At 66.9% G+C, this 21,844-nt stretch carries 19 protein-coding genes and 1 pseudogene; 8 read left to right on the top strand and 12 right to left on the bottom strand.

The window, feature by feature from the left end:
* The first annotated feature begins 38 nt into the window (after nucleotides 1-38).
* The 4 genes from eno to A5696_RS10440 are packed head-to-tail and all read left to right on the top strand — an operon-like array spanning nucleotide 39 to nucleotide 3,400.
* A complete protein-coding gene (eno, locus tag A5696_RS10455) occupies nucleotides 39-1,328 on the top strand; it encodes a phosphopyruvate hydratase (protein WP_067877469.1) in 1,290 nt (429 codons plus the stop codon).
* An 11-nt stretch (nucleotides 1,329-1,339) separates the two neighbouring features.
* Nucleotides 1,340-1,981, top strand: a complete 642-nt coding sequence (locus tag A5696_RS10450; protein ID WP_067877467.1) for a septum formation initiator family protein — start codon at nucleotides 1,340-1,342, stop codon at nucleotides 1,979-1,981.
* Nucleotides 1,974-2,462, top strand: coding sequence for a DUF501 domain-containing protein (locus A5696_RS10445; RefSeq protein ID WP_067877464.1), 489 nt, complete (start codon nucleotides 1,974-1,976; stop codon nucleotides 2,460-2,462). The genes A5696_RS10450 and A5696_RS10445 overlap by 8 nt, the downstream gene beginning before the upstream one ends.
* Nucleotides 2,456-3,400, top strand: coding sequence for a Ppx/GppA phosphatase family protein (locus A5696_RS10440; RefSeq protein ID WP_156738328.1), 945 nt, complete (start codon nucleotides 2,456-2,458; stop codon nucleotides 3,398-3,400). The genes A5696_RS10445 and A5696_RS10440 overlap by 7 nt, the downstream gene beginning before the upstream one ends.
* A gap of 65 nt (nucleotides 3,401-3,465) precedes the next feature.
* Here A5696_RS10440 and A5696_RS10435 read toward each other — a convergent pair whose 3' ends face one another.
* The 8 genes from A5696_RS10435 to A5696_RS10400 all read right to left on the bottom strand — a co-directional run bounded on the left by A5696_RS10435 (nucleotide 3,466) and on the right by A5696_RS10400 (nucleotide 13,175).
* Nucleotides 3,466-4,146, bottom strand: a complete 681-nt coding sequence (locus tag A5696_RS10435) for a response regulator (protein WP_067877461.1) — start codon at nucleotides 4,144-4,146, stop codon at nucleotides 3,466-3,468.
* A complete protein-coding gene (locus A5696_RS10430; protein ID WP_067877458.1) occupies nucleotides 4,143-6,710 on the bottom strand; it encodes a sensor histidine kinase KdpD in 2,568 nt (855 codons plus the stop codon). Before A5696_RS10430 ends, A5696_RS10435 begins: the two co-directional genes overlap by 4 nt.
* Nucleotides 6,711-6,721: 11 nt before the next feature.
* Entirely contained in the window at nucleotides 6,722-7,645 is a 924-nt protein-coding gene (locus tag A5696_RS10425) for a potassium-transporting ATPase subunit C (protein WP_067877455.1), read from the bottom strand.
* A gap of 1 nt (nucleotide 7,646) precedes the next feature.
* Nucleotides 7,647-9,797 (bottom strand): potassium-transporting ATPase subunit KdpB, encoded by a 2,151-nt coding sequence (kdpB, locus tag A5696_RS10420; protein ID WP_067877452.1) that lies wholly within the window; start codon nucleotides 9,795-9,797, stop codon nucleotides 7,647-7,649.
* Nucleotides 9,797-11,467: a potassium-transporting ATPase subunit KdpA gene (gene kdpA / locus A5696_RS10415; protein WP_067877449.1), complete on the bottom strand. Its 1,671-nt coding sequence runs from the start codon at nucleotides 11,465-11,467 to the stop codon at nucleotides 9,797-9,799. Before kdpA (A5696_RS10415) ends, kdpB begins: the two co-directional genes overlap by 1 nt.
* Entirely contained in the window at nucleotides 11,467-11,556 is a 90-nt protein-coding gene (gene kdpF, locus A5696_RS28310; protein ID WP_067877446.1) for a K(+)-transporting ATPase subunit F, read from the bottom strand. The genes kdpA (A5696_RS10415) and kdpF overlap by 1 nt, the downstream gene beginning before the upstream one ends.
* Nucleotides 11,553-11,666, bottom strand: a complete 114-nt coding sequence (locus A5696_RS28305; RefSeq protein WP_231964283.1) for a potassium ABC transporter ATPase — start codon at nucleotides 11,664-11,666, stop codon at nucleotides 11,553-11,555. The genes kdpF and A5696_RS28305 overlap by 4 nt, the downstream gene beginning before the upstream one ends.
* Nucleotides 11,667-11,801: 135 nt before the next feature.
* Complete coding sequence (locus tag A5696_RS10400; RefSeq protein WP_082956675.1) at nucleotides 11,802-13,175, bottom strand: DUF2254 domain-containing protein; 1,374 nt, start codon at nucleotides 13,173-13,175, stop codon at nucleotides 11,802-11,804.
* Nucleotides 13,176-13,380: 205 nt separating this feature from the next.
* Between A5696_RS10400 and A5696_RS10395 the strand changes: the two genes are divergently transcribed.
* Entirely contained in the window at nucleotides 13,381-13,953 is a 573-nt protein-coding gene (locus tag A5696_RS10395) for a DUF6611 family protein (protein WP_082968980.1), read from the top strand.
* Between the two features lie 221 nt (nucleotides 13,954-14,174).
* Here A5696_RS10395 and kdpA (A5696_RS10390) read toward each other — a convergent pair whose 3' ends face one another.
* Nucleotides 14,175-15,827: a potassium-transporting ATPase subunit KdpA gene (gene kdpA / locus A5696_RS10390; protein WP_067877439.1), complete on the bottom strand. Its 1,653-nt coding sequence runs from the start codon at nucleotides 15,825-15,827 to the stop codon at nucleotides 14,175-14,177.
* A 569-nt stretch (nucleotides 15,828-16,396) separates the two neighbouring features.
* Between kdpA (A5696_RS10390) and A5696_RS10385 the strand changes: the two genes are divergently transcribed.
* The gene (locus A5696_RS10385; protein WP_067877436.1) at nucleotides 16,397-17,218 is read left to right on the top strand and encodes an SDR family NAD(P)-dependent oxidoreductase; all 822 of its coding nucleotides are present in this window, start codon (nucleotides 16,397-16,399) and stop codon (nucleotides 17,216-17,218) included.
* A gap of 23 nt (nucleotides 17,219-17,241) precedes the next feature.
* Nucleotides 17,242-17,358, top strand: a complete 117-nt coding sequence (locus A5696_RS29145) for a 50S ribosomal protein bL37 (protein ID WP_369803321.1) — start codon at nucleotides 17,242-17,244, stop codon at nucleotides 17,356-17,358.
* 11 nt (nucleotides 17,359-17,369) lie between these two features.
* On the opposite strand, the gene A5696_RS10380 is transcribed toward A5696_RS29145, so the two are convergent.
* Entirely contained in the window at nucleotides 17,370-18,896 is a 1,527-nt protein-coding gene (locus A5696_RS10380; protein WP_067877432.1) for a cell wall metabolism sensor histidine kinase WalK, read from the bottom strand.
* Nucleotides 18,893-19,666 carry a response regulator transcription factor gene (locus tag A5696_RS10375; protein ID WP_067877851.1) on the bottom strand — a complete coding sequence of 258 codons (774 nt, stop codon included), beginning with the start codon at nucleotides 19,664-19,666 and terminating at the stop codon, nucleotides 18,893-18,895. Before A5696_RS10375 ends, A5696_RS10380 begins: the two co-directional genes overlap by 4 nt.
* A 704-nt stretch (nucleotides 19,667-20,370) precedes the next feature.
* Here A5696_RS10375 and A5696_RS10365 point away from each other — a divergent pair.
* Entirely contained in the window at nucleotides 20,371-21,699 is a 1,329-nt protein-coding gene (locus A5696_RS10365; protein ID WP_067877426.1) for a PPE family protein, read from the top strand.
* Between the two features lie 66 nt (nucleotides 21,700-21,765).
* On the opposite strand, the pseudogene A5696_RS10360 reads toward A5696_RS10365, so the two are convergent.
* Nucleotides 21,766-21,844: pseudogene (locus tag A5696_RS10360) on the bottom strand (type VII secretion protein EsxI); the annotation flags it as partial.

Here is a 21,844-nt window from a genome sequence, read left to right as displayed (position 1 = left end):
GTATCGCTGACCCACGCTTACGACGCAAGGAGAACCCAGTGCCGATTATCGAGCAGGTCGGGGCCCGCGAGATCCTTGATTCCCGCGGTAACCCGACGGTCGAGGTCGAGATAGCCCTGATGGACGGGACGTTCGCCCGCGCCGCGGTGCCGTCCGGTGCGTCGACGGGCGAGCATGAGGCGGTCGAGTTGCGTGACGGCGGTGAGCGTTACGGCGGCAAGGGCGTGCAGAAGGCGGTGCAGGCCGTGCTCGACGAGATCGGTCCGGCGGTCATCGGGCTCAACGCCGACGACCAGCGGCTCGTGGACCAGGCGCTGGTGGACCTCGACGGCACCCCGGACAAGTCCCGGCTGGGCGGCAACGCGATCCTGGGTGTCTCACTCGCGGTGGCCAAGGCGGCCGCCGATTCCGCCGAGTTGCCGCTGTTCCGCTACATCGGCGGACCCAACGCGCACATCCTGCCCGTGCCGATGATGAACATCCTCAACGGCGGTGCCCACGCCGACACCGCCGTCGACATCCAGGAGTTCATGGTGGCGCCGATCGGCGCGCCCAGCTTCGCCGAGGCGTTGCGGTGGGGCGCCGAGGTGTACCACTCGCTCAAGTCGGTGCTGAAAAAGGAGGGCCTGTCCACCGGCCTGGGCGACGAGGGCGGGTTCGCCCCCGACGTGGCCGGCACCACCGCGGCGCTCGACCTGATCGGCCGGGCCGTCGAATCTGCGGGTTTCAAACTCGGCACCGACGTCGCGCTGGCCCTCGACGCGGCGGCCACCGAGTTCTACGCCGACGGCACCGGATACACCTTCGAGGGCTCGACCCGCACCGCCGAGCAGATGGCGGAGTTCTACGCCGGGCTGCTCGGCTCCTATCCGCTGGTATCGCTGGAAGACCCGCTGGCCGAGGATGATTGGGACGGCTGGGCCGCGCTGACGGCGTCGATCGGCGACCGCGTGCAGATCGTCGGCGACGACATCTTCGTCACCAATCCCGAGCGGCTGGAAGAAGGTGTCGAGAAGGGCGTCGCAAACGCGTTGCTGGTCAAGGTGAATCAGATCGGCACGCTGACCGAGACGCTCGACGCCGTCGCGCTGGCCCACCACAGCGGGTACCGCACGATGATGAGCCACCGCAGCGGCGAGACGGAGGACACCACGATCGCCGACCTGGCGGTGGCCGTCGGTTCCGGTCAGATCAAGACCGGCGCGCCCGCCCGCAGCGAGCGCGTGGCCAAATACAATCAGCTGTTGCGGATCGAGGAGGCCCTCGGCGACGCCGCGCGCTACGCCGGCGATCTGGCTTTCCCGCGGTTCGCGCTGGAGCAGAAATAGGTTGAAATAGGTTGACGCCCAAGCCCGATCCGAAGCGGCGCTCCCCGGCCTCGCGCCCGGGGAAGGCCGGTGACTCGGTTCGGCGCCGTCGCCCCGTCAAACCCTCGGCGCCACCGCAAAGCGCCAACCACGCCGGCCGCAACACCACGCGGTCGCTGCAGGAACGTGTCGTCGAGCCCATCAAGCGGCAGGTCGCCGAGTCCGTCGAACAGCGGTCCGATCAGCGGCTGGGATTCACCGCACGCCGGGCCGCGGTGCTGGCCGCGGTGATCTGCGTGCTGACCCTGACCATTGCCGGCCCGGTGCGGACCTACTTCGCGCAACGCACCGAGATGAATCAGCTGGCCGCGAGCGAGGCCGCGCTGCGCCGCCAGATCGCCGATTTGGAACAGAAGAAAGTGAAACTCGGTGACCCGGCCTACATCGCGGCGCAGGCCCGCGAGCGCCTGGGCTTCGTGATGCCCGGGGACATCCCGTTCCAGGTTCAGCTTCCGCCGACGGCGGCGGTACCCGCGCAGCCCGGAGCGGACACGGCGAAGCCGGCCAGCCACGACCCGTGGTACACCTCGCTGTGGCACACCATCGCCGACGCTCCGCACCTGCCGCCGACGCTTCCGCCGCCCCCGCCCAATCCCCCCACGCCCGGTGGTTGACCCTGCCGACCTGGATGCGGTGGCGCGTCAGCTCGGGCGCGAGCCGCGCGGGGTCCTTCAGGTCGCCTACCGGTGTCCCAACGGCGAACCGGGCGTGGTGAAGACGGCCCCGAAACTGCCTGACGGCACGCCCTTTCCGACGCTGTACTACCTGACGCATCCGGCGCTGACCGCAGCCGCGAGCAGGCTCGAGACGACGGGATTGATGCGCGAGATGACCGAGCGGTTGCGGCGGGATCCCGAACTGGCGGCGGCATACCGGCGAGCCCACGAGTCGTATCTGGCCGAACGCGACGCCATCGAACCGCTGGGCACCACGTTTTCCGCCGGGGGAATGCCGGATCGGGTCAAGTGCCTGCACGTGCTGATCGCGCACTCGCTGGCCAAGGGGCCCGGCGTGAATCCGCTCGGCGACGAGGCTTTGGCGGTGCTGGCCGGCGAACCCGCGCTGGCCGGCGTGTTGGTGGCGGGGCAGTGGTGAGCCGGCTCGCCGCGATCGACTGCGGTACCAACTCGATCCGGTTGTTGATCGCCGATGTCGCTGATGGCCGGCTGCGCGACGTGCATCGCGAGACGCGGATCGTCCGGTTGGGGCAGGGCGTCGACGCGACGGGGGAATTCGCGCAGGACGCGATCGCGCGCACCCGCGCCGCGTTGGCCGATTACGCGTTGCTGCTGAAAACGCATGGCGCCGAACGGCTGCGGATGGTGGCCACCTCGGCGGCTCGCGACGTCGCGAATCGGGACGTGTTCTTCGCGATGACGGCCGAGGTGCTGGGCGCGGTGCTGCCCGGCGCGGTCGCCGAGGTGATCACCGGCGCCGAGGAGGCCGAGCTGTCCTTCCGCGGCGCCGTCGGCGAATTAGACAGCGCCGCAGCCCCGTTCGTCGTCGTCGACCTCGGCGGCGGCTCCACCGAGATCGTGGTCGGGGCGGATGCGGCGGTGGCCGGCTACTCCGCCGACATCGGGTGTGTCCGGCTGACCGAGCGCTGCCTGCACTCGGATCCCCCGACGCCGGCGGAGGTGGCGGCGGCCCGTGCGGTGGTTCGCGAGCGGCTCGACGTCGCTTTCGGCGTGGTGCCCGTCGAGGGCGCGCGGACCTGGGTCGGGTTGGCCGGAACGATGACGACGCTGTCCGCGCTGGCCCAGAACATGACGACGTATGACTCTGCGGCCATTCACCTTTCGCGTGTCCCCGGCAGCGCTCTGCTGGCGGTGTGCGAGCGGCTGATCGGCATGAAGCGGGCGGAGCGCGCCGCGCTGGGACCGATGCACGAGGGCCGGGCCGATGTGATCGGTGGTGGGGCGATCGTGGTGGAGGAGTTGGCGCGCGAGCTGCGCGCCCGCGCCGGCATCGACGAGCTGATCGTCAGCGAACACGACATCCTGGACGGCATCGTGTTGTCGATCGCCGACTGAGCGCGAACGTCGACTTGTTGCGCTGATTAGGCCAAAATGGGCGCAACAAGTCGACGCTCGGCGACTCACGCCTCGAACCGGTAGCCCATACCCGATTCGGTCAGCAGGTGTTTGGGATGCGACGGGTCGTCCTCGAGCTTGCGCCGCAGCTGCGCCAGATACACACGCAGGTAATGGGTTTCGGTGGCGTACGCGGGGCCCCACACCTCCTTCAGCAACTCCTCGCGGCCCACCAGCTTGCCCCGGTTGCGCACCAGCACCTCGAGCATGCCCCACTCGGTCGGCGTGAGATGCACCTCCACGCCGTCCTTGGTGACCTTCTTCGCGGCGAGATCCACCGTGAACGCCTCGGTCTCGATCACCGGTTCATCGACTTCGGACGCCGCGGCGTTGCGGCGCACCGCGGCGCGCAGGCGGGCCAGGAACTCGTCCATCCCAAAGGGTTTCGTCACGTAGTCGTCGGCCCCGGCGTCCAGGGCCCCGACCTTGTCCGACGAGTCCGTGCGCGCCGAGAGCACGATCACCGGCGCCGAGAGCCAGCCGCGCAGGCCTTCCAGCACCTCGATGCCGGATATGTCCGGCAGGCCGAGGTCGAGGATCACCACGTCGGGCTTGTGCTCGGCGGCCGCACGCAGCGCTCCGGCGCCGGTCGACGCGGTGATGACCTCGTAGCCACGCACCGACAGGTTGATGCGCAGCGCGCGCAGGATCTGCGGCTCGTCGTCGATCACCAACACGCGGGTCACAGCGCACCAAACTCCTGCGGCGCGGCCAGATCCACCACGACGGTCAACCCGCCGCCCGGGGTGTCGCCGGCCGCAATCGTGCCGCCCATCGCCTCGACGAAGCCCCGCGCCACCGACATGCCCAGGCCCACACCCGTGGTGTTGTCGTGATCACCCAGCCGCTGGAAGGCTTCGAAGATCGTGTCCTCGGTGCCCTTGGGTATTCCGGGGCCTTCGTCGATGACGTTGATCAGGACGCGATCGCCCACCCGCCCGGCGTTGACCCGCACCACGCAGTTGGGGGCGTAGCGCAGCGCGTTGTCGATCAGGTTGGCAAGCACCCGTTCCAGCAGCCCCGCGTCGGCCATCACCACCGCGTCGCCGACGTCGACTTTCACGCGATCGATGGCCGATCGGTAGAAACCCGTGGCGCCCTTGCCGATACTGACCAGCGCGCGCTGCACCGCTTCCTCCAGATAGACGCGCCGCAACTCCGGGTGGATCACCCCGGCGGCCAGGCGCGAGGAATCGAGCAGGTTGCCGACCAGCGCGGTCAGCTGGTCGATCGACTCCTCGATGGTGGCCAGCAGTTCGGCGGTGTCCTGGGGGGAGAAGGCCACGTCCTCGGCGCGCAAGCTGGACACCGCCACCTTGGCGGCCGCGAGCGGCGTCCGGAGGTCGTGGCTGACCGCCGAAAGCAGGGAGCGCCGCAGCTCGTCGGCCCGCACGATCGCCTCCGTGCGGCTGGCCTCCTCGGCCAGCTCCCGCTGCCTGATCAGGCCCGCCGCCTGCTTGGCCACGGCGCTGAGCACGCGGCGATCTCGCGTGGAGAGCTTCTTGCCGGCCATCAACATCCAGAACTCTTCGTCGCCGACCTCGATCGCGGTGTCCGCCGAATCAACGGTCACACAAGGGTCTTTGCCCACGCAGGCCACGATGTAGCTCTTATTGCCGGCTGCGCGCTCTTCCTCGCTGGGCTCGCGCAGCATGCTGACGGCGCGCTGCGAGTACGTCTCCCGCACGCGTTCCAGCAGCGTCTCGAGGTCGGCGCCGCGCAGCACCGACCCCGCGAACAGCGTGAGCAGCTCGGCTTCCTGGGACGCGCGCCGGGCTTCGCGGGTGCGTTTACTGGCGCCGTCGACGAGGACCGCGACCGCGACCGCGATCATCATCAGCACCAATTCGGTGATGGCGGCGTTTGGTTCGGCAATGGTGAAGCTGTGCCGCGGGGGGATCAGGTAGTAGTTCAGCAGCAACCCGGACAGCACCGCCGAAAGGATCGCCGGGGCAACGCCGCCGAGTAGGCCGACACACAGCACCCCGACGAAGAACAACGCGCTCTCACCGGCGTTGTTCAGGTACGGGTCCAGCAGCGTGACCGTCACGGCGCAAATGACCGACGGCACGATGACGGCCGCCAACCACGATGCGACGCGGCGCTCGCGGGGCACCAGCGGCCCCAGGTGAAGGCCGCGCTTGGATTCCTCGTGCGTGACGATGTGCACGTCGATCTTCCCGGACCGCTCGACGATCGTCGGGCCGATGCCCTCCTCGAAGATGCGCGCCCACCGGGGCCGGCGGGATGTGCCGATGACCAGCTGGGTGGCGTTGTTCTCGCGGGCGAAATCGAGCAGCGCCGTCGGGACGTCGTCACCGACCACGGTGTGCAGGGACGCGTCGAGGCTGTTGGCCAACTCGCGAACCTTCGTCATCCTGCGTTCCGAGACGCCGGCCAGCCCGTCACCGCGGATGACGTGCACCACCATCAGCTCGGCGCTGGACTTCGACGCGATCCGGGACGCCCGCCGTACCAATGTCTCCGACTCCGGTCCACCGGTGACCGCCACAACGACGCGTTCCCGCGCCTCCCACATGTCGGTGATCTTGTTCTCGGCTCGATATTTGGCCAGCGCGGTATCCACCTGGTCCGCCAGCCAAAGCAGCGCCAATTCCCTGAGTGCCGTGAGGTTTCCGCGGCGGAAGTAGTTCGACAGTGCCGCGTCGATCCGTTCCGGCGTGTAGACGTTGCCGTGGGACAGCCTGCGGCGCAGGGCCTCCGGGGTGATGTCGATGAGTTCGACCTGCGAAGCCTGGCGCACTATCGAATCCGGGATGGTCTCCTGCTGCTCGATGCCGGTGATCTGGGCGACGACATCGTTGAGGCTTTCCAGGTGCTGGATGTTGACGGTCGAGATCACCGTGATCCCGGCGTCCAGCAGCTCTTCGACGTCCTGCCACCGTTTCTCGTTCTTGCTGCCCGGTGTGTTGGTGTGGGCGAGTTCGTCGACCAGGACCACCTGCGGGTGCCGCGCCAGCACGGCCGGCACGTCGAGCTCGGGGAAGCGACCGCCGCGATAGTCGATGTAGCGGGGCGGAATGACCTCGATGCCCTCAATCAGCTCAGCGGTTTTCGCCCGGCCGTGGGTCTCGACGACGGCCGCCACCACGTCGGTGCCGCGCTCCAGCCGCCGGTGCGCCTCGCCGAGCATCGCGTACGTCTTGCCGACACCGGGTGCGGCGCCGAGGTAGATGCGTAATTCCCCGCGCTTGGGACGGTGGTCGGTCGCGCTCACGTCAACCATCATCCCCCTCGGCGCTAGCTGGTAACCGGATATTGGTGATCGAGTTGCAGGTTGAGCTCCAGCACATTCACCGTCGGCTCACCGACAAAGCCAAGGGTGCGCGCGCTGCGGTACTGCGCGACGACCGCGCGGATCTGATCGGGGCTGACGTGGCGGGCCTTGGCCACCCGGGCGACCTGGATGTCGGCGTAGGCGGGGGAGATATGTGGGTCCAGGCCGCTGCCGCTGGCGGTGACAGCGTCGGCGGGCACGGCCGGTTGGTCGGGGGCGGCCCCGCGGACGGGCACTATCTGGCCGATCGTGTAATCCTCGCCGTATTTGGCGCACTCGACGCGCACCCCCTCGTAGATCACCAGGAACGGCGCCGACGTCGACTGACACGGCTCGTTGACGCTCACCACCCGGGTGGGGTGGACGACGTTGCCGCGGGTATCCCGGGGGCCGATCACCGAGAGCACCGCGCCCACGCCGCCGCCCGTGCAGAACGGGCGCGACCCGTCCACGCCTTCCAGCTGCCCCACCGCGGAACTACGGGTGCACACCTGCGTCAGCAGGCTCGGCTTGAACCCGGCATCCGATGCCGACTTCCCGGCCGCCAGTTGCGCGGGGTCCGCGGGGGTGTCGACGATGCTCTCCGGCCCGAGGTTGCTCGCGCTCGAGTTCAGCGGGTCGTAGCCGGTGCCGGCCGCCGAGGGGCGGCTCTGAAAGTACTGCGGCAGCGCGTTGCCGTCCTTGTCGGTGAACTGCTGGCCGATCAGCCGGCTGCCGACGAGCTTGCCGTGGGCGCTGAGCATCGACCCGTCGGCCTTGTCGTGCAATCCAGGAATCTGCGCGACGAGCCAGATGAACAGCGGATAGGCGAGACCGGTGAGCACGGTCAGGACCAGCAGCGCGCGAAACGCCGCCCAGTGCATGCGGATGAAAGCGGAGAACTTCATGTCAGGACATCCCCGGGACGAATTGGACGATGAGGTCGATCAGCTTGATCCCGATGAACGGGGCGACGATGCCGCCGAGCCCGTACACATACAGGTTGCGGCTCAACAGCTTTGATGCGCTGCTCGGTGTGTAGCGCACGCCGCGTAGCGACAACGGGATCAGCATGACGATGATGATGGCGTTGAAGATCACCGCCGACAGGATCGCCGACTGCGGGCTGTGCAGCCGCATGATGTTGATCATGTCCAGGCCGGGGAACAGCGCGACGAACATCGCCGGGATGATCGCGAAGTATTTGGCGATGTCGTTGGCGATGGAAAACGTGGTGAGCGCGCCGCGGGTGATCAGCAGCTGCTTGCCGATCTCGACGATCTCGATGAGCTTGGTGGGGTCGGAGTCGAGGTCGACCATGTTGCCGGCCTCTTTGGCCGCCGAGGTCCCGGTGTTCATCGCCACGCCCACGTCGGCCTGAGCCAGCGCCGGCGCGTCGTTGGTGCCGTCGCCGGTCATCGCGACCAGCTTGCCGCCTTCTTGCTCACGCTTGATCAGGGCGAGCTTGTCCTCCGGCGTGGCCTCGGCAAGGAAGTCGTCGACACCGGCCTCGTCGGCAATCGCCTTGGCGGTCAACGGGTTATCGCCGGTGATCATCACCGTGCGGATGCCCATCTTCCGCATCTCGTCGAAGCGCTCGCGCATGCCCTGCTTGACGACGTCCTTGAGGTGGATGACACCCAGGACCGCCGCCTCGCCGTTCAGGCACTCACCGACGACCAGCGGGGTGCCGCCGCCGGCGGAGATGCCGTCGACGATCTCACCGAGCTGCGTCGGCACCTTACCGCCTTGCCCGCGAACCCATTCCGCGACCGAACTCGCCGCGCCCTTGCGCAGCTGATGCCCGTCCAGGTCGACCCCGGACATCCGCGTCGAGGCGGAGAACTCAACCCATTGGGCGTGCGCGAGTTCGCCCGGAGCGCGCTCGCGCAGCCCGAAGTGCTGCTTGGCGAACACGACAATCGAGCGTCCCTCCGGCGTTTCGTCGGCCAGGCTGGACAATTGCGCGGCGTCGGCCAGTTGCTCACTGGTGACACCGGCAAGGGGGACGAAGTCGCCGGCCTGCCGGTTGCCCAGGGTGATGGTGCCCGTCTTGTCGAGCAGCAGCGTGTTCACGTCACCGGCGGCTTCCACGGCGCGCCCGGACATGGCCAGCACGTTGCGCTGCACCAAGCGGTCCATTCCCGCGATGCCGATGGCCGACAGCAGCGCGCCGATCGTTGTCGGGATCAGGCACACCAGCAGCGACACCATCACGATCCCGGTGACGCCACTTGCGTTGAGCGCCTGGGTGTCCGGAACGCCCGGGTTGTTCGCTTTGGAGTAGATCGCCAACGGCTGCAGGGTCGCGACGGCGAAGACGAAAATGATCGTCAACGCGGCCAGCAGGATGTTCAGCGCGATCTCGTTGGGGGTCTTCTGCCGGTTGGCGCCCTCGACGAGCGCGATCATCCGGTCGATGAAGCTCTCACCCGGCTTCTGGGTGATCTTCACGACGATCCGGTCGCTCAGCACGGTGGTGCCGCCGGTGACCGCCGAACGGTCGCCGCCGGATTCACGGATCACCGGCGCCGACTCGCCGGTGATCGCCGATTCGTCCACCGACGCAATGCCTTCCACCACGTCGCCGTCGCCCGGTATCACCTGCCCGGCCTCGACCACGACGATGTCACCTTGTTGCAGCAGCGGCGCCGCGACTTCTTCCTCCACGCCGGCGCCGCCGGGTTGCCAGTTCCTGAGCCGTCGGGCCATGGTCTGGGTCTTGGCTCGGCGCAGCGTTTCCGCCTGCGCCTTGCCGCGGCCTTCGGCCACCGCCTCCGCCAGGTTGGCGAACAGCACGGTCAGCCAGAGCCAGACCACGATCAGCCACGCGAACCAGGTTTCGTTGACGATCGCCAACCAGGTGCTCCAGGCGGCGCCGATCTCGACGATGAACATCACCGGGTTGCGCCACAGGGTGCGCGGGTCGAGCTTGCGCAGCGCGTCCGGCGTCGAGCGCCACAGCATCTTCGGGTCGAGCAACCCGCCGTGCACCCGTTTCGGGCCGGCGTGGGCCGCGGACTGGGTCTGTTCGGCCGGATCGATGGCGGTTGCGGTCATCAGTGGATTCCTTCGGCGAGAGGCCCGAGCGCGAGCATGGGCAGGAATGTGAGGGCGACGAGGATCACCGTGACGCCGGCGACCATTCCCACGAACTGCGGCCGATGGGTGGGCAGGGTGCCCACCGATTCGGGTGTGTGACCCTGCCTGGCGAGCGAACCGGCCAGCGCCAGGACGAGCACCATGGGCAGGAATCGGCCGAAGACCATGGCCAGCCCCAAAGCGGTGTTGTACCAGTTGGTGTTGACGCTGATGCCGGCGAACGCGGACCCGTTGTTGTTGGCCGCGGAGGTGAACGCGTACAACACCTCCGACAGCCCGTGCGGGCCGGTGTTGAGCATGCCGGCGCGTTCACCGGGCAGCGCCATCGCGATCGCGGTCCCGGTCAGCACGATCAGCGGTGTCACGAGGAAATAGCTTGCGGCAAGCTTGATTTCGCGGGGATTGATCTTCTTGCCGAGGTATTCGGGCGTGCGCCCGACCATCAGACCGGCGACGAAAACCGTGATCACCGCCAAAATCAGCATGCCGTAGAGGCCCGAGCCGGTGCCGCCGGGCGCGACCTCGCCAAGCTGCATGTTGAACATGGTGATCATCCCGCCGAGGCTGGTGTACGAGTCGTGGAACGAGTCGACGGCACCGGTGGAGGTGAGCGTCGTCGAGTCGGCGAACACCGCCGAGTCGGCGACGCCGAACCGCTGCTCGACGCCTTCCATGGCGGCCCCGACGGCGGTCGGGACGGTGCCGTGGTGCTGCAGCTGGAACCACATCATGAAGGACACGCTGATCGCGTAGAGGGTCGCCATGACCGATGCGATCGCGTACCCCTGCTTGGTGCTGCCCACCATGCGCCCGAAGGTGCGGGGCAGCGAGAAGCTGATCACCAGCAGCAGGAAGATCTCCAGCCAGTTGGCCCAGGTCGTGGGGTTCTCGAACGGGTGCGCCGAGTTCGCGTTGTAGAAGCCGCCGCCGTTGGTGCCCAGCTCCTTGATCGCCTCCTGGCTCGCCACCGGGCCGCCGGTGATCGTCTGCTGGGCGCCGCCGAGCGTGGTGACCGCCTGGTCGTGCAGGTGGAAGTTTTGTATCGCCCCTCCGGCGATCAGCAGGATCGCGGCGACGATCGAAATGGGCAGCAGGATGCGCAGCACCGTGCGCACCAGGTCCACCCAGAAGTTGCCCAGGTCACCGGTGCGCTTACGGGCGAAGCCGCGTACCAGTGCGATCGCCACCGCCATGCCGACGGCCGCGGAGACGAAGTTCTGCACCGCCAGTCCGGCCATCTGGACGAGATGGCCCTGCGTCGATTCACCGGAGTAGGCCTGCCAGTTGGTGTTGGTGACGAAGCTGACGGCGGTGTTCCACGCCAGCCCCGGGGTCATCTGGGTCGCCGGATCGTGCAGGTGTAATGGCAATTTGCCCTGCACGAGCTGGAATGCGAACAGGAAGAGGATGCTGATCGACGAGAAGGCCAGGACGCTGCGGGCGTACGCCCCCCAGGTCTGCTCCGAGCGCGAGTCGACACCGATCGCCCGGTAGATGACCCGCTCGACGTAGGAGTCCTTGTCCGACGTGTACACCCGGTACATGTAGTCGCCGAACGGCACATGCACCACCACCAGCGCCGCGACGAGGACGGCGAGGAAGATGATCCCCGCTGTAGTTGTGCTCACTAGAACCTCTCCGGGAACAGCAGGGCGGCTGCGAGATATACCGCAAGGATGACGGAAAGCGCCAAACCGACGACGTTTTCGTAGCTCACAGCCGCTCGACCAACTTCTGGGTCAGCCCGAGCACGGCGAACACCGCGATCGTCAGTAAGACGTAGATCAACACGCCCATACTTGTCTCCGTTCCGTGCGACTGGCGCATACGAAAGGGCCTCTTCGAGCAGGCCGCAGTGCCGTACTCGGAGGCAAGGTCAGCTTGAAACTAGACAGCGGTTGCCGGGTAGGGCCTTTGGTTGACAGTTTCCTAACGGCGTTGCGGTGCGCCTTTACGGTTTCTTTACGCCTGGTCGCTCATCCCGTGGGCCGGGCCGCCGAGTCGTTCGTGCAGGGCGAGCAACGCGACGTATCGACGATCCACGTCGGCGCGATCCGAGTGCTCGGGAACCGATTCAGCATTCGCCCGGTGGATCATGGCCGCTTGATCCATCAGGACCTGCGCGCGTTGCGGATCCGTCGTTTGTTCCATGATCGTCGCCAGGGTGTCGAGCTGGCGGATCATTACCGCGGGCATCGCCCGGCTGGCTTGGCGAATCTTTTCGAAGGCTCGCTGCACGAGCCGTTCATAGCTGACCTGGTCCGAGATGACGCGGATGACGCCGCGATTGTCGCGATGGATTTGGGTGGGCGTCCAGACCGGCGCGATCTTGCACAGGGAGTCGCCGAGCCAGTCGATGCACGTGAGCGCGGTGAAGGTGTCGTTGACGGCCGGCGACAGCGCCCGGATGGCGATCTCGACGAGTTGATCCACGCCGAAGGCGACGTCCTGCGTCAGGGTGCGGTGCGGCCCGGTCGCCTGGGCTCGGGCCAGGTAGTCGGCCACCTGTTCGGCGGCGGTGGCGGGCCACACGCTCGCCAGTTCACGGCCTTCGACGAGGAAGTGGCCCGGGCGGTAGGGCAGCCGGATCACCGCGTCGGCCTGCGCGGCGACGCGGACCAGCGTCTGATGTCGAATGAATTGCAGGTAGCCGCTTTTGGGGGTTCGAATGACGCTGCCGGAGGTTTCGATGGTGGCGAGCAGTTCGTCGAGCGACGGACCGTGCGCGGCCTTTCGTGTCGACATGGGCCGGTCGGCGCTCTGCACAGCGACCGCGTGGGCCAGGTCTTTGGCGATGCCGGCGATCACTTGTGGCAGCTGGATCTGGGTGGCGATGTGGTGGATGAAGTAGATCAGCACCGCGAGGTCGATGAGCACCAGACCGAAAGCCGTCGTGATCGAGATGTGCGGGACGAATTCGCCGCGATCGCCGGGCCCGATCGACACCAGCGCGACGACGCAATACACGAAGGTCGCCACGAACGTTCCCAGTGTGAGCTGGGTGCCGCGGTCGCGGATGAAGTTGCGTAGCATCCGCGGACCGAACTGCGTCGACGCCAGCGTCAGGGTCACGATCGTGATGGAGAAGACGATGCCGACGACGGTGATCACCGACGCCGCGATCGATGTCAGGACTTGACGCGCCGCGTCGGCGGAGCCGCTGACCACCCAGGATGGGGGCCGCAGCCGACCCTGGTAAGCCGCTCCGTCGAGCCGCGCGGTCAGCGCGAAAAGTCCGAGCGCGCCGATTACCAGGATGGTGGGAACCAACCACAGATTGGTGCTCAGCTCTTCCCGCTGCCACTCTGGCCACAGCGCACGGAGTCGTGCCTTCACATCAGTGCAATCTCAGGTTCCCGGCGTTCACTGCCACGGCGGATATCTAACTGACCGGCACCGATGAGCACAAGCTCTTTCTGCTGATCGTGTGGCGACTCCGCTCGCCGCGGTCGATGAGCCGGCGTAAAAGTTGTGCCGTCGAGCGTATAGATGTCGTTTGGATCACTAGAGGGCGACGTGAATCGGGCGTAGACCCGAGTCCATGCGAAAAGCCGCGCAGCGACACGCCGAGCCGGGCGTCCTCCAGCCGAGTGAAAGCACACCGGAACGACCGCAGTGGTGGTCGCGCCTGCTCGACGGCCCCCATCAGTGGGGATCGTTCGATGCCACGGTTGGCAGATACGGCGTTCAGCGCGACCGATTGATCGTCTATCCGCCCGGAAGCACCACCGCCGATCGCCGGATGGCGCGGCTGTGGCGCGGGTGGCCGATAACGGGCGAGGCGCTCGGGCTGCTCGCGATGATGCTGCTGGGCGACGCCGCGGCCTCACCCGACAAAGTGCTCGCGATCTCCATCGCCGCCTACGTGGGTATCGGCGCGCTGCTGTTCCTGCGAGCCGGACCCATCCGCGTGCAGGTCAGGTCGATGTCGGTGATCGTTTTGCCCAACAGCGCCGACGTGCAAGCGCGACACAGCCACACCGAGTGCCAAGTTTTGGCCGACATGCTGATCCGGGCCGACCAGATGTTGGCGACCGGTGTGATCTCACCCGTCGAGCATGAGGCCGTCTGGTGGGAGGCTTACGACCGTCTCGAGGCCCTCAGGTATGTCTGACGTGGTGTCGCAGATTCCCGAGGCCGTTGCCGCGGCTTCGGTGTTGCTCACCGTCTACTACTTCGCTAGGCGCCAACACGGCCGATCCCCGTCCGGAGCCCGGCCCGCTCCGCGACCGCCGCACCGCGCGAGGCCGAAACGACTGTAGGACAGCACAATCCACGTCGCCGCCGGCCGCGCCGGTGTCAAAGGCCGATACGGCAATGGCAAGATCATGCCGCTTATCTCGGCAGTGCGTCTGCCGCGGGGCCGAGCGCCAGCGCGGGCAGATACTCCAGCCCGACGACGATCAACGTCGCACCGACGATGAGGAAAACGAACGTCGGACTATGCGTCCGGAGGGTTCCTGCGGTGATGACGCCGGCCCGCTGCGTCGCGAAGGTCCCGGCGAGCGCGAGCACGGCAATGATCGGCAGGAACCGTCCTACCACCATCGCGAGGGCAAGAGCGATGTTGTACCACGTGGTGTTGCCGGAAAATCCGGCGAAGGCGCTGCCATTGTTGGCCGCGGCACTCGTGAAGGCGTACAGCACCTCGGAAAGCCCGTGGGGACCCGTGTTGAGCGTTGAGGCGCGTTCACCGGGAAGTGCCACGGCCGCCGCTGTTCCAATGAGAACCGCCGCGGGGAGGGTCAACAGGTAGAGGCTGATGAGCTTCATGTGGCGGGCATGCAGCCGCTGTTTGAGGTATTCGGGTGTCCGTCCGATCATCAGGCCGCCGAGGAAGACCGCGAGCAGGGTCATCATCACCAGGCCGTAGAGTCCGCTGCCCGCACCGCCGGGTGCGACTTCGCCAAGCATCATGTTCAGCATCAGCATTGCTCCGCCGGCGCTCGCATAGCTGTCATACGAGGAGTTTGCAGCACCGTCGGCGCTTGCCGTCGCGGCCTGACCGAAGATGGCGCTACCGGGCACACCAAACCGGGTCTCGGTGCCTTCGGTCGCGGCACCGACGGCGTGGATCACGGTGCCGTTCGCCACGAACTCCGACGCGATGATCGCCGCGGTGCCGGCCACGAACAGGATTGCGGCTGCGGCAAATAGCGCCCAACCCTGCTTCTTTTCGCCGACCATCACCCCGAACGTTCTGATGAACGCCACCGGAATCAGGAGCATCGCAACAATCTCGACGATGTTGGTGAGCGGCGTTGGGTTCTCGAAGGGATGGGCGCTGTTCACGTTGAATGCGCCACCGCCGTCACCGGACATCAGCTTGATCGATTCCCACGTGGCTACGGGACCACCGAGAATAGTTTGACGTCCGCCCGCTACCGTCGTGATGTCTTGCGCCGCATGCACGTTGTTAACCACCCCAAGAGCGAGCAAGGTCAGCGTAACGACGACCGACAGCGGGATAAGGATGCGCACCACCGTTCGCACCAGGTCGACCCAGAAATTGCCGATAAGCTCGTCCCGGTACTGCGAGAGTCCGCGGATCAGTGCCACAGCGACACACATTCCGACCGCGCAGCTGGCGAATGCCTGAACGCCCAATCCGACCAGCAATCCGACGTGTCCGAGTGTGGTTTCGCCCGGGTAGTTCTGCCAACTGGTGTTGGTAACGAACGAGATTGAGGTGTTGAAAGCCAGCGCAGGCGTCATGCCCTTGTGCCCCCACGGCTCGGGCAGTCGCGTCTGCACCAGTAGGAGCCCGTACAGGAAGAGCACACTGACGGCGGAGAACGCCAGCACCGATGTGCCGTATTTCATCCACCGCTGCTGGTCTTCGGGTTGAGCCCCCATCAGGCGGTAGAAGACTTTCTCGACGCGCCAGTGTTGCGTATCGGAGTACACACGGGCCATGTAGTTGCCGAGAGGCACGTGGAGAGTGCCCACCAAGACCGCGACGGTGGCGATTTGAAGCCAGGCCGCCATTCCCCACTGAGATGAATTGCCGATGGGAGTCCTCCTTGATTCAGTCCCGGCCTGTCCGAGGACAAACTACGCGCATCTGAACGAAATAATCTCCGCGGTTACGCAATCCCTACGTCCTATCTGCCTGCATTGATGCAATTTTGATCGACAGTCTCGGCGCCGTCTGCGCAACCGCCGCGCCACTTTCCGATGCCAAGTTCCTCGCGAGTCGTCACACCAAACGTTGGCCGGCCGCACATGCCGGCGTAAAAATACCATTAAGGAAAGTCCGTACCAGCTCAGGAAATCGTAAGTGGCATTGCCGACGCGGGTCACGTTCTGCTGCAATCCGTCTCATGATCCATACCGCCGTTGTTGCCCTCGCCGTGCCCTCGGCGCTCGAGCGATACGGTGTGGGCTGGGACGACGAGCCACCGTCGCCCGGGCGAATCATCATCTGAACCGGGCTCTTAACGCTCGAGGTTCAGGCCGTTCTCAATCGTTCCCATCTCTATTCATTTCGGCTGCGTTCGTTGTCGCGTGGTATCGCGCGACGTCTGCAGTCATACGTCTCGATCGCGAAAGTTGCCATGTCCGAACTTGTCTCCACCTCTCCCACCATTCTCGTCACCGGCGCTACCGATGGCATCGGTTATGCAACGGCCCGGCGGTTCGTCGATGAAGGAGCGACCGTATATCTCCACGCTCCCGACCAGGACAGCGGCGAGGAGGCGATGACCCGTCTGGTGAAGGACGGAGCGGAGCCGCTGCGCCTGAACCTCGTTGTGGCCGACTTCACCCGCCTGGATGAGGTCGCCGCCCTGGCCGACGCTCTCGCCGCCACCTTGCCGACGCTGGATGTCCTGGTCAACAACGCCGCGGTCGCCGCCCCCGAGGGGCGGACGTACACGCGGGACGGGCACGAGTTGACGTTCCAGGTCAACTACCTCGCGCCCTACCTGCTCACCACGAAACTGGTTCCGCGGCTTGCCAACGCCGGTGGACGAGTCGTCAACGTGTCCTCGCTCAGGCACACCGGGGGAAACATCAACTGGAAGAACCCGGCCGGCGACCAATACTGGCCGCTGGCGGCTTACGCCCAATCCAAGCTCGCCCTGACGATGTACACGAGGTCTCTGGCCGAGGCCGGCGGTGATTCGTTCGTCGCGCTCAGCGTTCGTCCCGGCTTGTTCCAGACCCGGCTGCTGCGCATGTACGGCCGCGTCGGCCGGCCGGCCGAGCAGGCCGCACCGATCATGACCACGCTGGGGTCACGCACGTGTCCCGTGGTCGACGGTGGCTACTACGACGGCCTGAACCTCACGAAGGCCGCCGCGCTCGTGGAGAATCCGCGCGCCCGAAGCCGGCTGGAAAAACTAAGCGCCCACCTCGTCGCATCGGCGCTGAGCTGACAAGAGAAAGTGACGCAAAAGCGATGTCCAAACGAGCCGACAAGAAGCGCGCCCGTCGGAACAACAACGCTAACCACGGAAAGCGGCCCAACTCCGGAAAGCGTTTGCGCGCAACCAAGCTCGCGATAACCCGCCGCTGAAGGCCTGGCGGCTACCCGGTATCCCTACTTGCGTCGGCACCCTCAATTACGGGAAGCCGCACCCGGAAAACCGTTCGGCCATCGGCGGATTCGGCGCTCACCGACCCGTGATGGGCCTTGACGATCGAACTCACGATGGCCAGGCCCAGGCCGATCCCCGAGCCGTCGGACCTCGACGTGTCCGCGCGGGCGAACCGCTCGAACAACCGGGGCAGGAGGTCCGCGTCGATGCCGGGTCCGTCGTCGGCCACGGTGAGTTCCGCGTAGGGGGCTCCGGGGCCGCGGTGGCAGGTGATTCCGGTCGTCACCGTGACGCCCGGCGGCGTGTGCAGCCGGGCGTTGCTGAGCAGGTTGCTGATCAGTTGGTGTAGCCGGGCATGGTCGCCGCGGACCCACACCGGTTCGTCGGGCAGGTCCTTGACCCAATGGTGGGTCGGTGCCGCGACCGCGGCATCGTTCACGGCGGTGACGACGAGGTCGGCCAGGTCGACGTCCTGGGTCTGCAGATCTTCGCCCTCGCCAAGGCGCGAGAGCAGCAGCAGCTCGTCGACGAGCACCGCCATGCGCCGCGCTTCCGATTCGATGCGCGCCAGCGCGTATTCGGTGGTCGGGGGCAGCGCCGAGCTGTCCTGGCGCGTCAATTCGGCGTATCCCTGGATCGCGGCCAGCGGAGTCCGCAATTCGTGGCTGGCGTCGGTGATGAATTGCCGCATCCGCAAATCGGACTCGGCGCGATGCGCCAGCGCGCTATCGACGTTGTCCAGCAACCGGTTCAGCGTGTGTCCGACGATCCCGACTTCGTTGTCGGGGTCGGTGTCTCCCGGTCGCACCCGGGCGCTGATTCGATGATCGCCGTCGGTCAACGGCATGGCGGCGACTTCGGCGGCGGTCGCGGCGAGCCGGCGCAGCGGGCGAAGCGTGTACCCGACCACCCAGACGGTCAGCCCGGCGGTGACCGCCAGGGCCGCCGCGACGAGCGCGGTGGTGGTGAGCTGCTTGCGCACGATGATCTGGTCGGCCCGGGCCAGCGATACCCCGACGACCAACAGGTCAGGCCCGTCGACGCGGCTGTCGACCCGATACGAACCGAGGCTGCCCAGCTTTTCGGTTCGTGGCGGCGCGTCGGGCCAGGACTGCGCTTCCAGGGCACGGACGACGTCGGCCGGCGCGGGTCGCGCCTCGGCTTCGGAAAAGACCGCCGAGCCGATCACCCTACCGTCGCGCAGCACGGCGATGAGGTTGCCCGGCGTCTGATCGGTGAACTCCAGCATGGCCTGCGCGATCGGCTGGGGGGCCCGTTGCGCCGAGGGCGGTTCGCGGTATCTGGTGTACGAATTACTCAGTGCGTCAAGAGATTGTGCGACGTCGGCGTCGCTCATCGCGGCGACGTAGCCGCGCAGGCTCAGCACCGAGACGACCCCGACCGTCACCAGCACCACGCTGACGACGGCCAACACGCCCAGCAGCAACTGGCGGCGCAACGAGCGGGGAAGCCATCGCGGACGCTCCCTGGATGCCCCGTTCGGCTCGCGGGTCATTCCGGCGGGCGCAGCATGTATCCCACACCGCGGACGGTGTGGATCATCGGCTCGCGGCCGGAGTCGATCTTCTTTCTCAGGTACGAGATGTAGAGGTCGACGATGCTGGTGCGGCCGGCGAAGTCGTAATTCCACACCCGGTCCAGGATTTCGGTGCGGCTCAGCGCGCGGCGCGGATTGCGCATGAGGAAGCGAAGCAGTTCGAACTCGGTCGACGACAGCGATATCGGCGTGCCGGCGCGGGTGACCTCGCGGCTGGCGGTGTCGACACGCAGGTCACCGACTTTCAGTGATTCGGCCGCCGGCGGGGTCTGCTGGCTGGAGCGGCGCAACAACCCGCGGAGCCGCGCGACGAGTTCCTCGAGGCTGAACGGCTTGGTCATGTAATCGTCGGCGCCCGCGGTGAGCCCGGTGACGCGGTCCATGACGGAGTCGCGCGCGGTGAGGAACAGCGTGGGGGTGTAGGCGTCGGATTCGCGGATTCGCTGCAAGATGCGTAGCCCGTCCACGTCGGGAAGCATGATGTCGAGGACGAGCACGTCGGGGCTGACACTCTCGAACTTCGCGACGGCCTCGCGCCCGTTGTGGGCGATGTCGACGACCCAGCCCTCGTAGTGCAGCGCCATCTTCACCAGGTTGGTCAGCGCGGGCTCGTCGTCGACCAGCAAAACCCGGATGGGCGAGCCGTCGGCACGGTAGATGCGGGGCAGCTGCCCCAGAATGGCCTGGCGTGGCCGTTGGCTGCCTGCGTATCCCGACATCACGGTCATGTTCGCCCATTCTCCCAAGCGCATATGCGGTTGTCACGGAACTCATAGAGTTCTCAAATAAAACTCTGTTCCGTGGCTCACATCGCGGCGGGCTCAAATATGTGTTTTATATGTGTTGCATCAGCGAAGTTGAGACCGGTAGATTTTTCAAAAATACTGGTATGAATGGTCGTTGGTTTAAGGGAGCTGAGCCAATCCGAGGGGTAGTCCCCTAAATCACTTCCATACGAATGGATTTCATCGACAACACAACGCTGGAAACCAGCGGACGCCGTCGGAGCTCGACACGTACGCACGATGGCCGAGGACGACGGTGTCCTCAATCACATTACCGCAAAGTTACGTGATGTTACGAATAGTGGTTGCACTACATGTTTTTCGCGGCACAAGATTTGAGCGGGCCATCGAGAATGGCTCCGGCGGCTGTCGCTGAGCTCCGGCTCGTCGACCCGGCGCTCTCCGCAATTCCCGCCGCAGGCGTCGCCGTTACGGCTCGTGCCCGAATGGCGGACGCCGTCCGCCGTCGGCGGCGATGTCCGCGCGCCCCCCGATGCCCCCGGCCCGACGGATCGGCGCGACCGGTCTGGCGCCGCGCTGATTCGCCGCGCTTCGCGGCCACAAACGCCGCTCCCGGGCATCGCGGCCCGGCATGCGACCCACGTGCAACCGGATCAGCAAACTCGAGCGAAGGATAGGGACGGGCGATGGACTTTGGCGCACTGCCTCCGGAGATCAACTCCGGTCGGATGTATCTGGGGCCGGGGCCCGGGACTTTACTGACCGCGTCCGCGGGATGGGAATCGCTGGCCGCCGAGCTGACCGACGCCGCCGGCGGCTACCAGTCGGTGATCGCCAGCCTCACCGACGAATCCTGGCTCGGGCCCACCTCGCTGTCGATGGCGGCCGCGGTGACGCCCTACGTCTCCTGGATGACGGCCACCGCCGCGCAATGCGAGCAGTCGGCTACCCAGGCCACGGCCGCGGCGGCGGCTTTCGAAACGGCGTATGCGATGACGGTGCCGCCGCCGCTGATCGCGGCCAACCGCGCTCAGCTCATGGCCCTGATCGCGACCAACATCTTCGGGCAGAACACGCCGGCGATCATGGCCACCGAGGCCGAGTACAGCGAGATGTGGGCGCAGGACGCCACCGCGATGTACAACTACGCAGCGAATTCCGCTGCGGCCTCGGTATTCTCGACATTCGCCCCACCGCCGCAGACGACCAATCCCGGCGGGCTCGGCAATCAGGCCGGCGCGGTCGCCCAGGCGGCGGGCACCCAGGCCGGCAGCAACGCACAGACGACGACGGCCCAGTTGATGTCCTCGGTGCCCCAAACGCTGCAGTCCCTGGCGACCCCCGGTACCGGGTTGTCGCCGGCGGCGGCGGGCACCGCGGCGTCGCTCGGATCCACGGCGGCGACCTCCCCGCTCAGCGCGCTGTCGAGTCTGACCGACGCGACGGGCAAGACCGCCGCCAAGAGCGCCAGCACCGGCGCGGGGGCGCTATCCGGATTGACCTCGAGCCTCACGAATCTGCTGAACGGCAATGCGGCGACCGTGGCGTTCGACGTCATCGGTGTGGGTTCCGACGTGTTCGGCCTAGGCGGCGACGGTGCCGGTCTGGGCTCCGACGGTGCCGGGCTGGGTTTCGACGGGTATGGCCTGAGCCTGGATTTCGCGGGCCTGGGTTCGCTCGAGGGATCCGACCCGGGAGCCCTTGGGGGCGTGGGAGGCCTTGGGCCCGTTGGTGGTCTGGGCGGCGGCGCCTCGGCGAGCGTGGGGCAAGCGGCCTCGCTCGGGACCCTGTCGGTGCCGCCGGCGTGGGCCGACACGGTTTCCGCGGTCACGCCGCTGCCGGCGCTCGACGCCAACGCCGCGCCTGGCGGGTGGGGCGCGGCGCCCGGATCGACACCCACCGCAGGCATTTCCAAGCTGCCACTGGGCGGGATGGTCGGGCGCGAGTCCGACGGCGCGGTCCAGCGAATCGGGTTCCGCCCCTCGCTGATTCCGCGTTCACCGGTGGCCGGGTAGGACGGGTGGACAAACGCCGGGGCCGCACACCCGGCGGTGTGCGGCCCCGGTTTCGAGCGTGCGGTGTCAGGCCCAGCTGGACCCGACGGCGCTGTCGGTGCTGGCCATGTTGCTGCCGGCGCTCTGCACCTTCTGGCCGTGGGCG

The organism is Mycobacterium sp. E2699 (assembly GCF_001666745.1).
Taxonomy (GTDB): Bacteria; Actinomycetota; Actinomycetes; order Mycobacteriales; family Mycobacteriaceae; genus Mycobacterium.
This window is presented reverse-complemented; position numbering and strand designations above follow the sequence as displayed.

What these genes read in the sequence shown, in the direction of transcription:
- A5696_RS10430 (WP_067877458.1), bottom strand. Translation starts at nt 6,710, where the DNA reads ATGATGGTTGACGTGAGCGCGACCGACCACCGTCCCAAGCGCGGGGAA.
- A5696_RS10425 (WP_067877455.1), bottom strand. Translation starts at nt 7,645, where the DNA reads ATGAAGTTCTCCGCTTTCATCCGCATGCACTGGGCGGCGTTTCGCGCG.
- kdpB (WP_067877452.1), bottom strand. Translation starts at nt 9,797, where the DNA reads ATGACCGCAACCGCCATCGATCCGGCCGAACAGACCCAGTCCGCGGCC.
- A5696_RS28305 (WP_231964283.1), bottom strand. Translation starts at nt 11,666, where the DNA reads ATGCGCCAGTCGCACGGAACGGAGACAAGTATGGGCGTGTTGATCTAC.
- A5696_RS10395 (WP_082968980.1), top strand. Translation starts at nt 13,381, where the DNA reads ATGCGAAAAGCCGCGCAGCGACACGCCGAGCCGGGCGTCCTCCAGCCG.
- kdpA (WP_067877439.1), bottom strand. Translation starts at nt 15,827, where the DNA reads ATGGCGGCCTGGCTTCAAATCGCCACCGTCGCGGTCTTGGTGGGCACT.
- A5696_RS10385 (WP_067877436.1), top strand. Translation starts at nt 16,397, where the DNA reads ATGTCCGAACTTGTCTCCACCTCTCCCACCATTCTCGTCACCGGCGCT.
- A5696_RS29145 (WP_369803321.1), top strand. Translation starts at nt 17,242, where the DNA reads ATGTCCAAACGAGCCGACAAGAAGCGCGCCCGTCGGAACAACAACGCT.
- A5696_RS10380 (WP_067877432.1), bottom strand. Translation starts at nt 18,896, where the DNA reads ATGACCCGCGAGCCGAACGGGGCATCCAGGGAGCGTCCGCGATGGCTT.
- A5696_RS10375 (WP_067877851.1), bottom strand. Translation starts at nt 19,666, where the DNA reads ATGACCGTGATGTCGGGATACGCAGGCAGCCAACGGCCACGCCAGGCC.
- A5696_RS10365 (WP_067877426.1), top strand. Translation starts at nt 20,371, where the DNA reads ATGGACTTTGGCGCACTGCCTCCGGAGATCAACTCCGGTCGGATGTAT.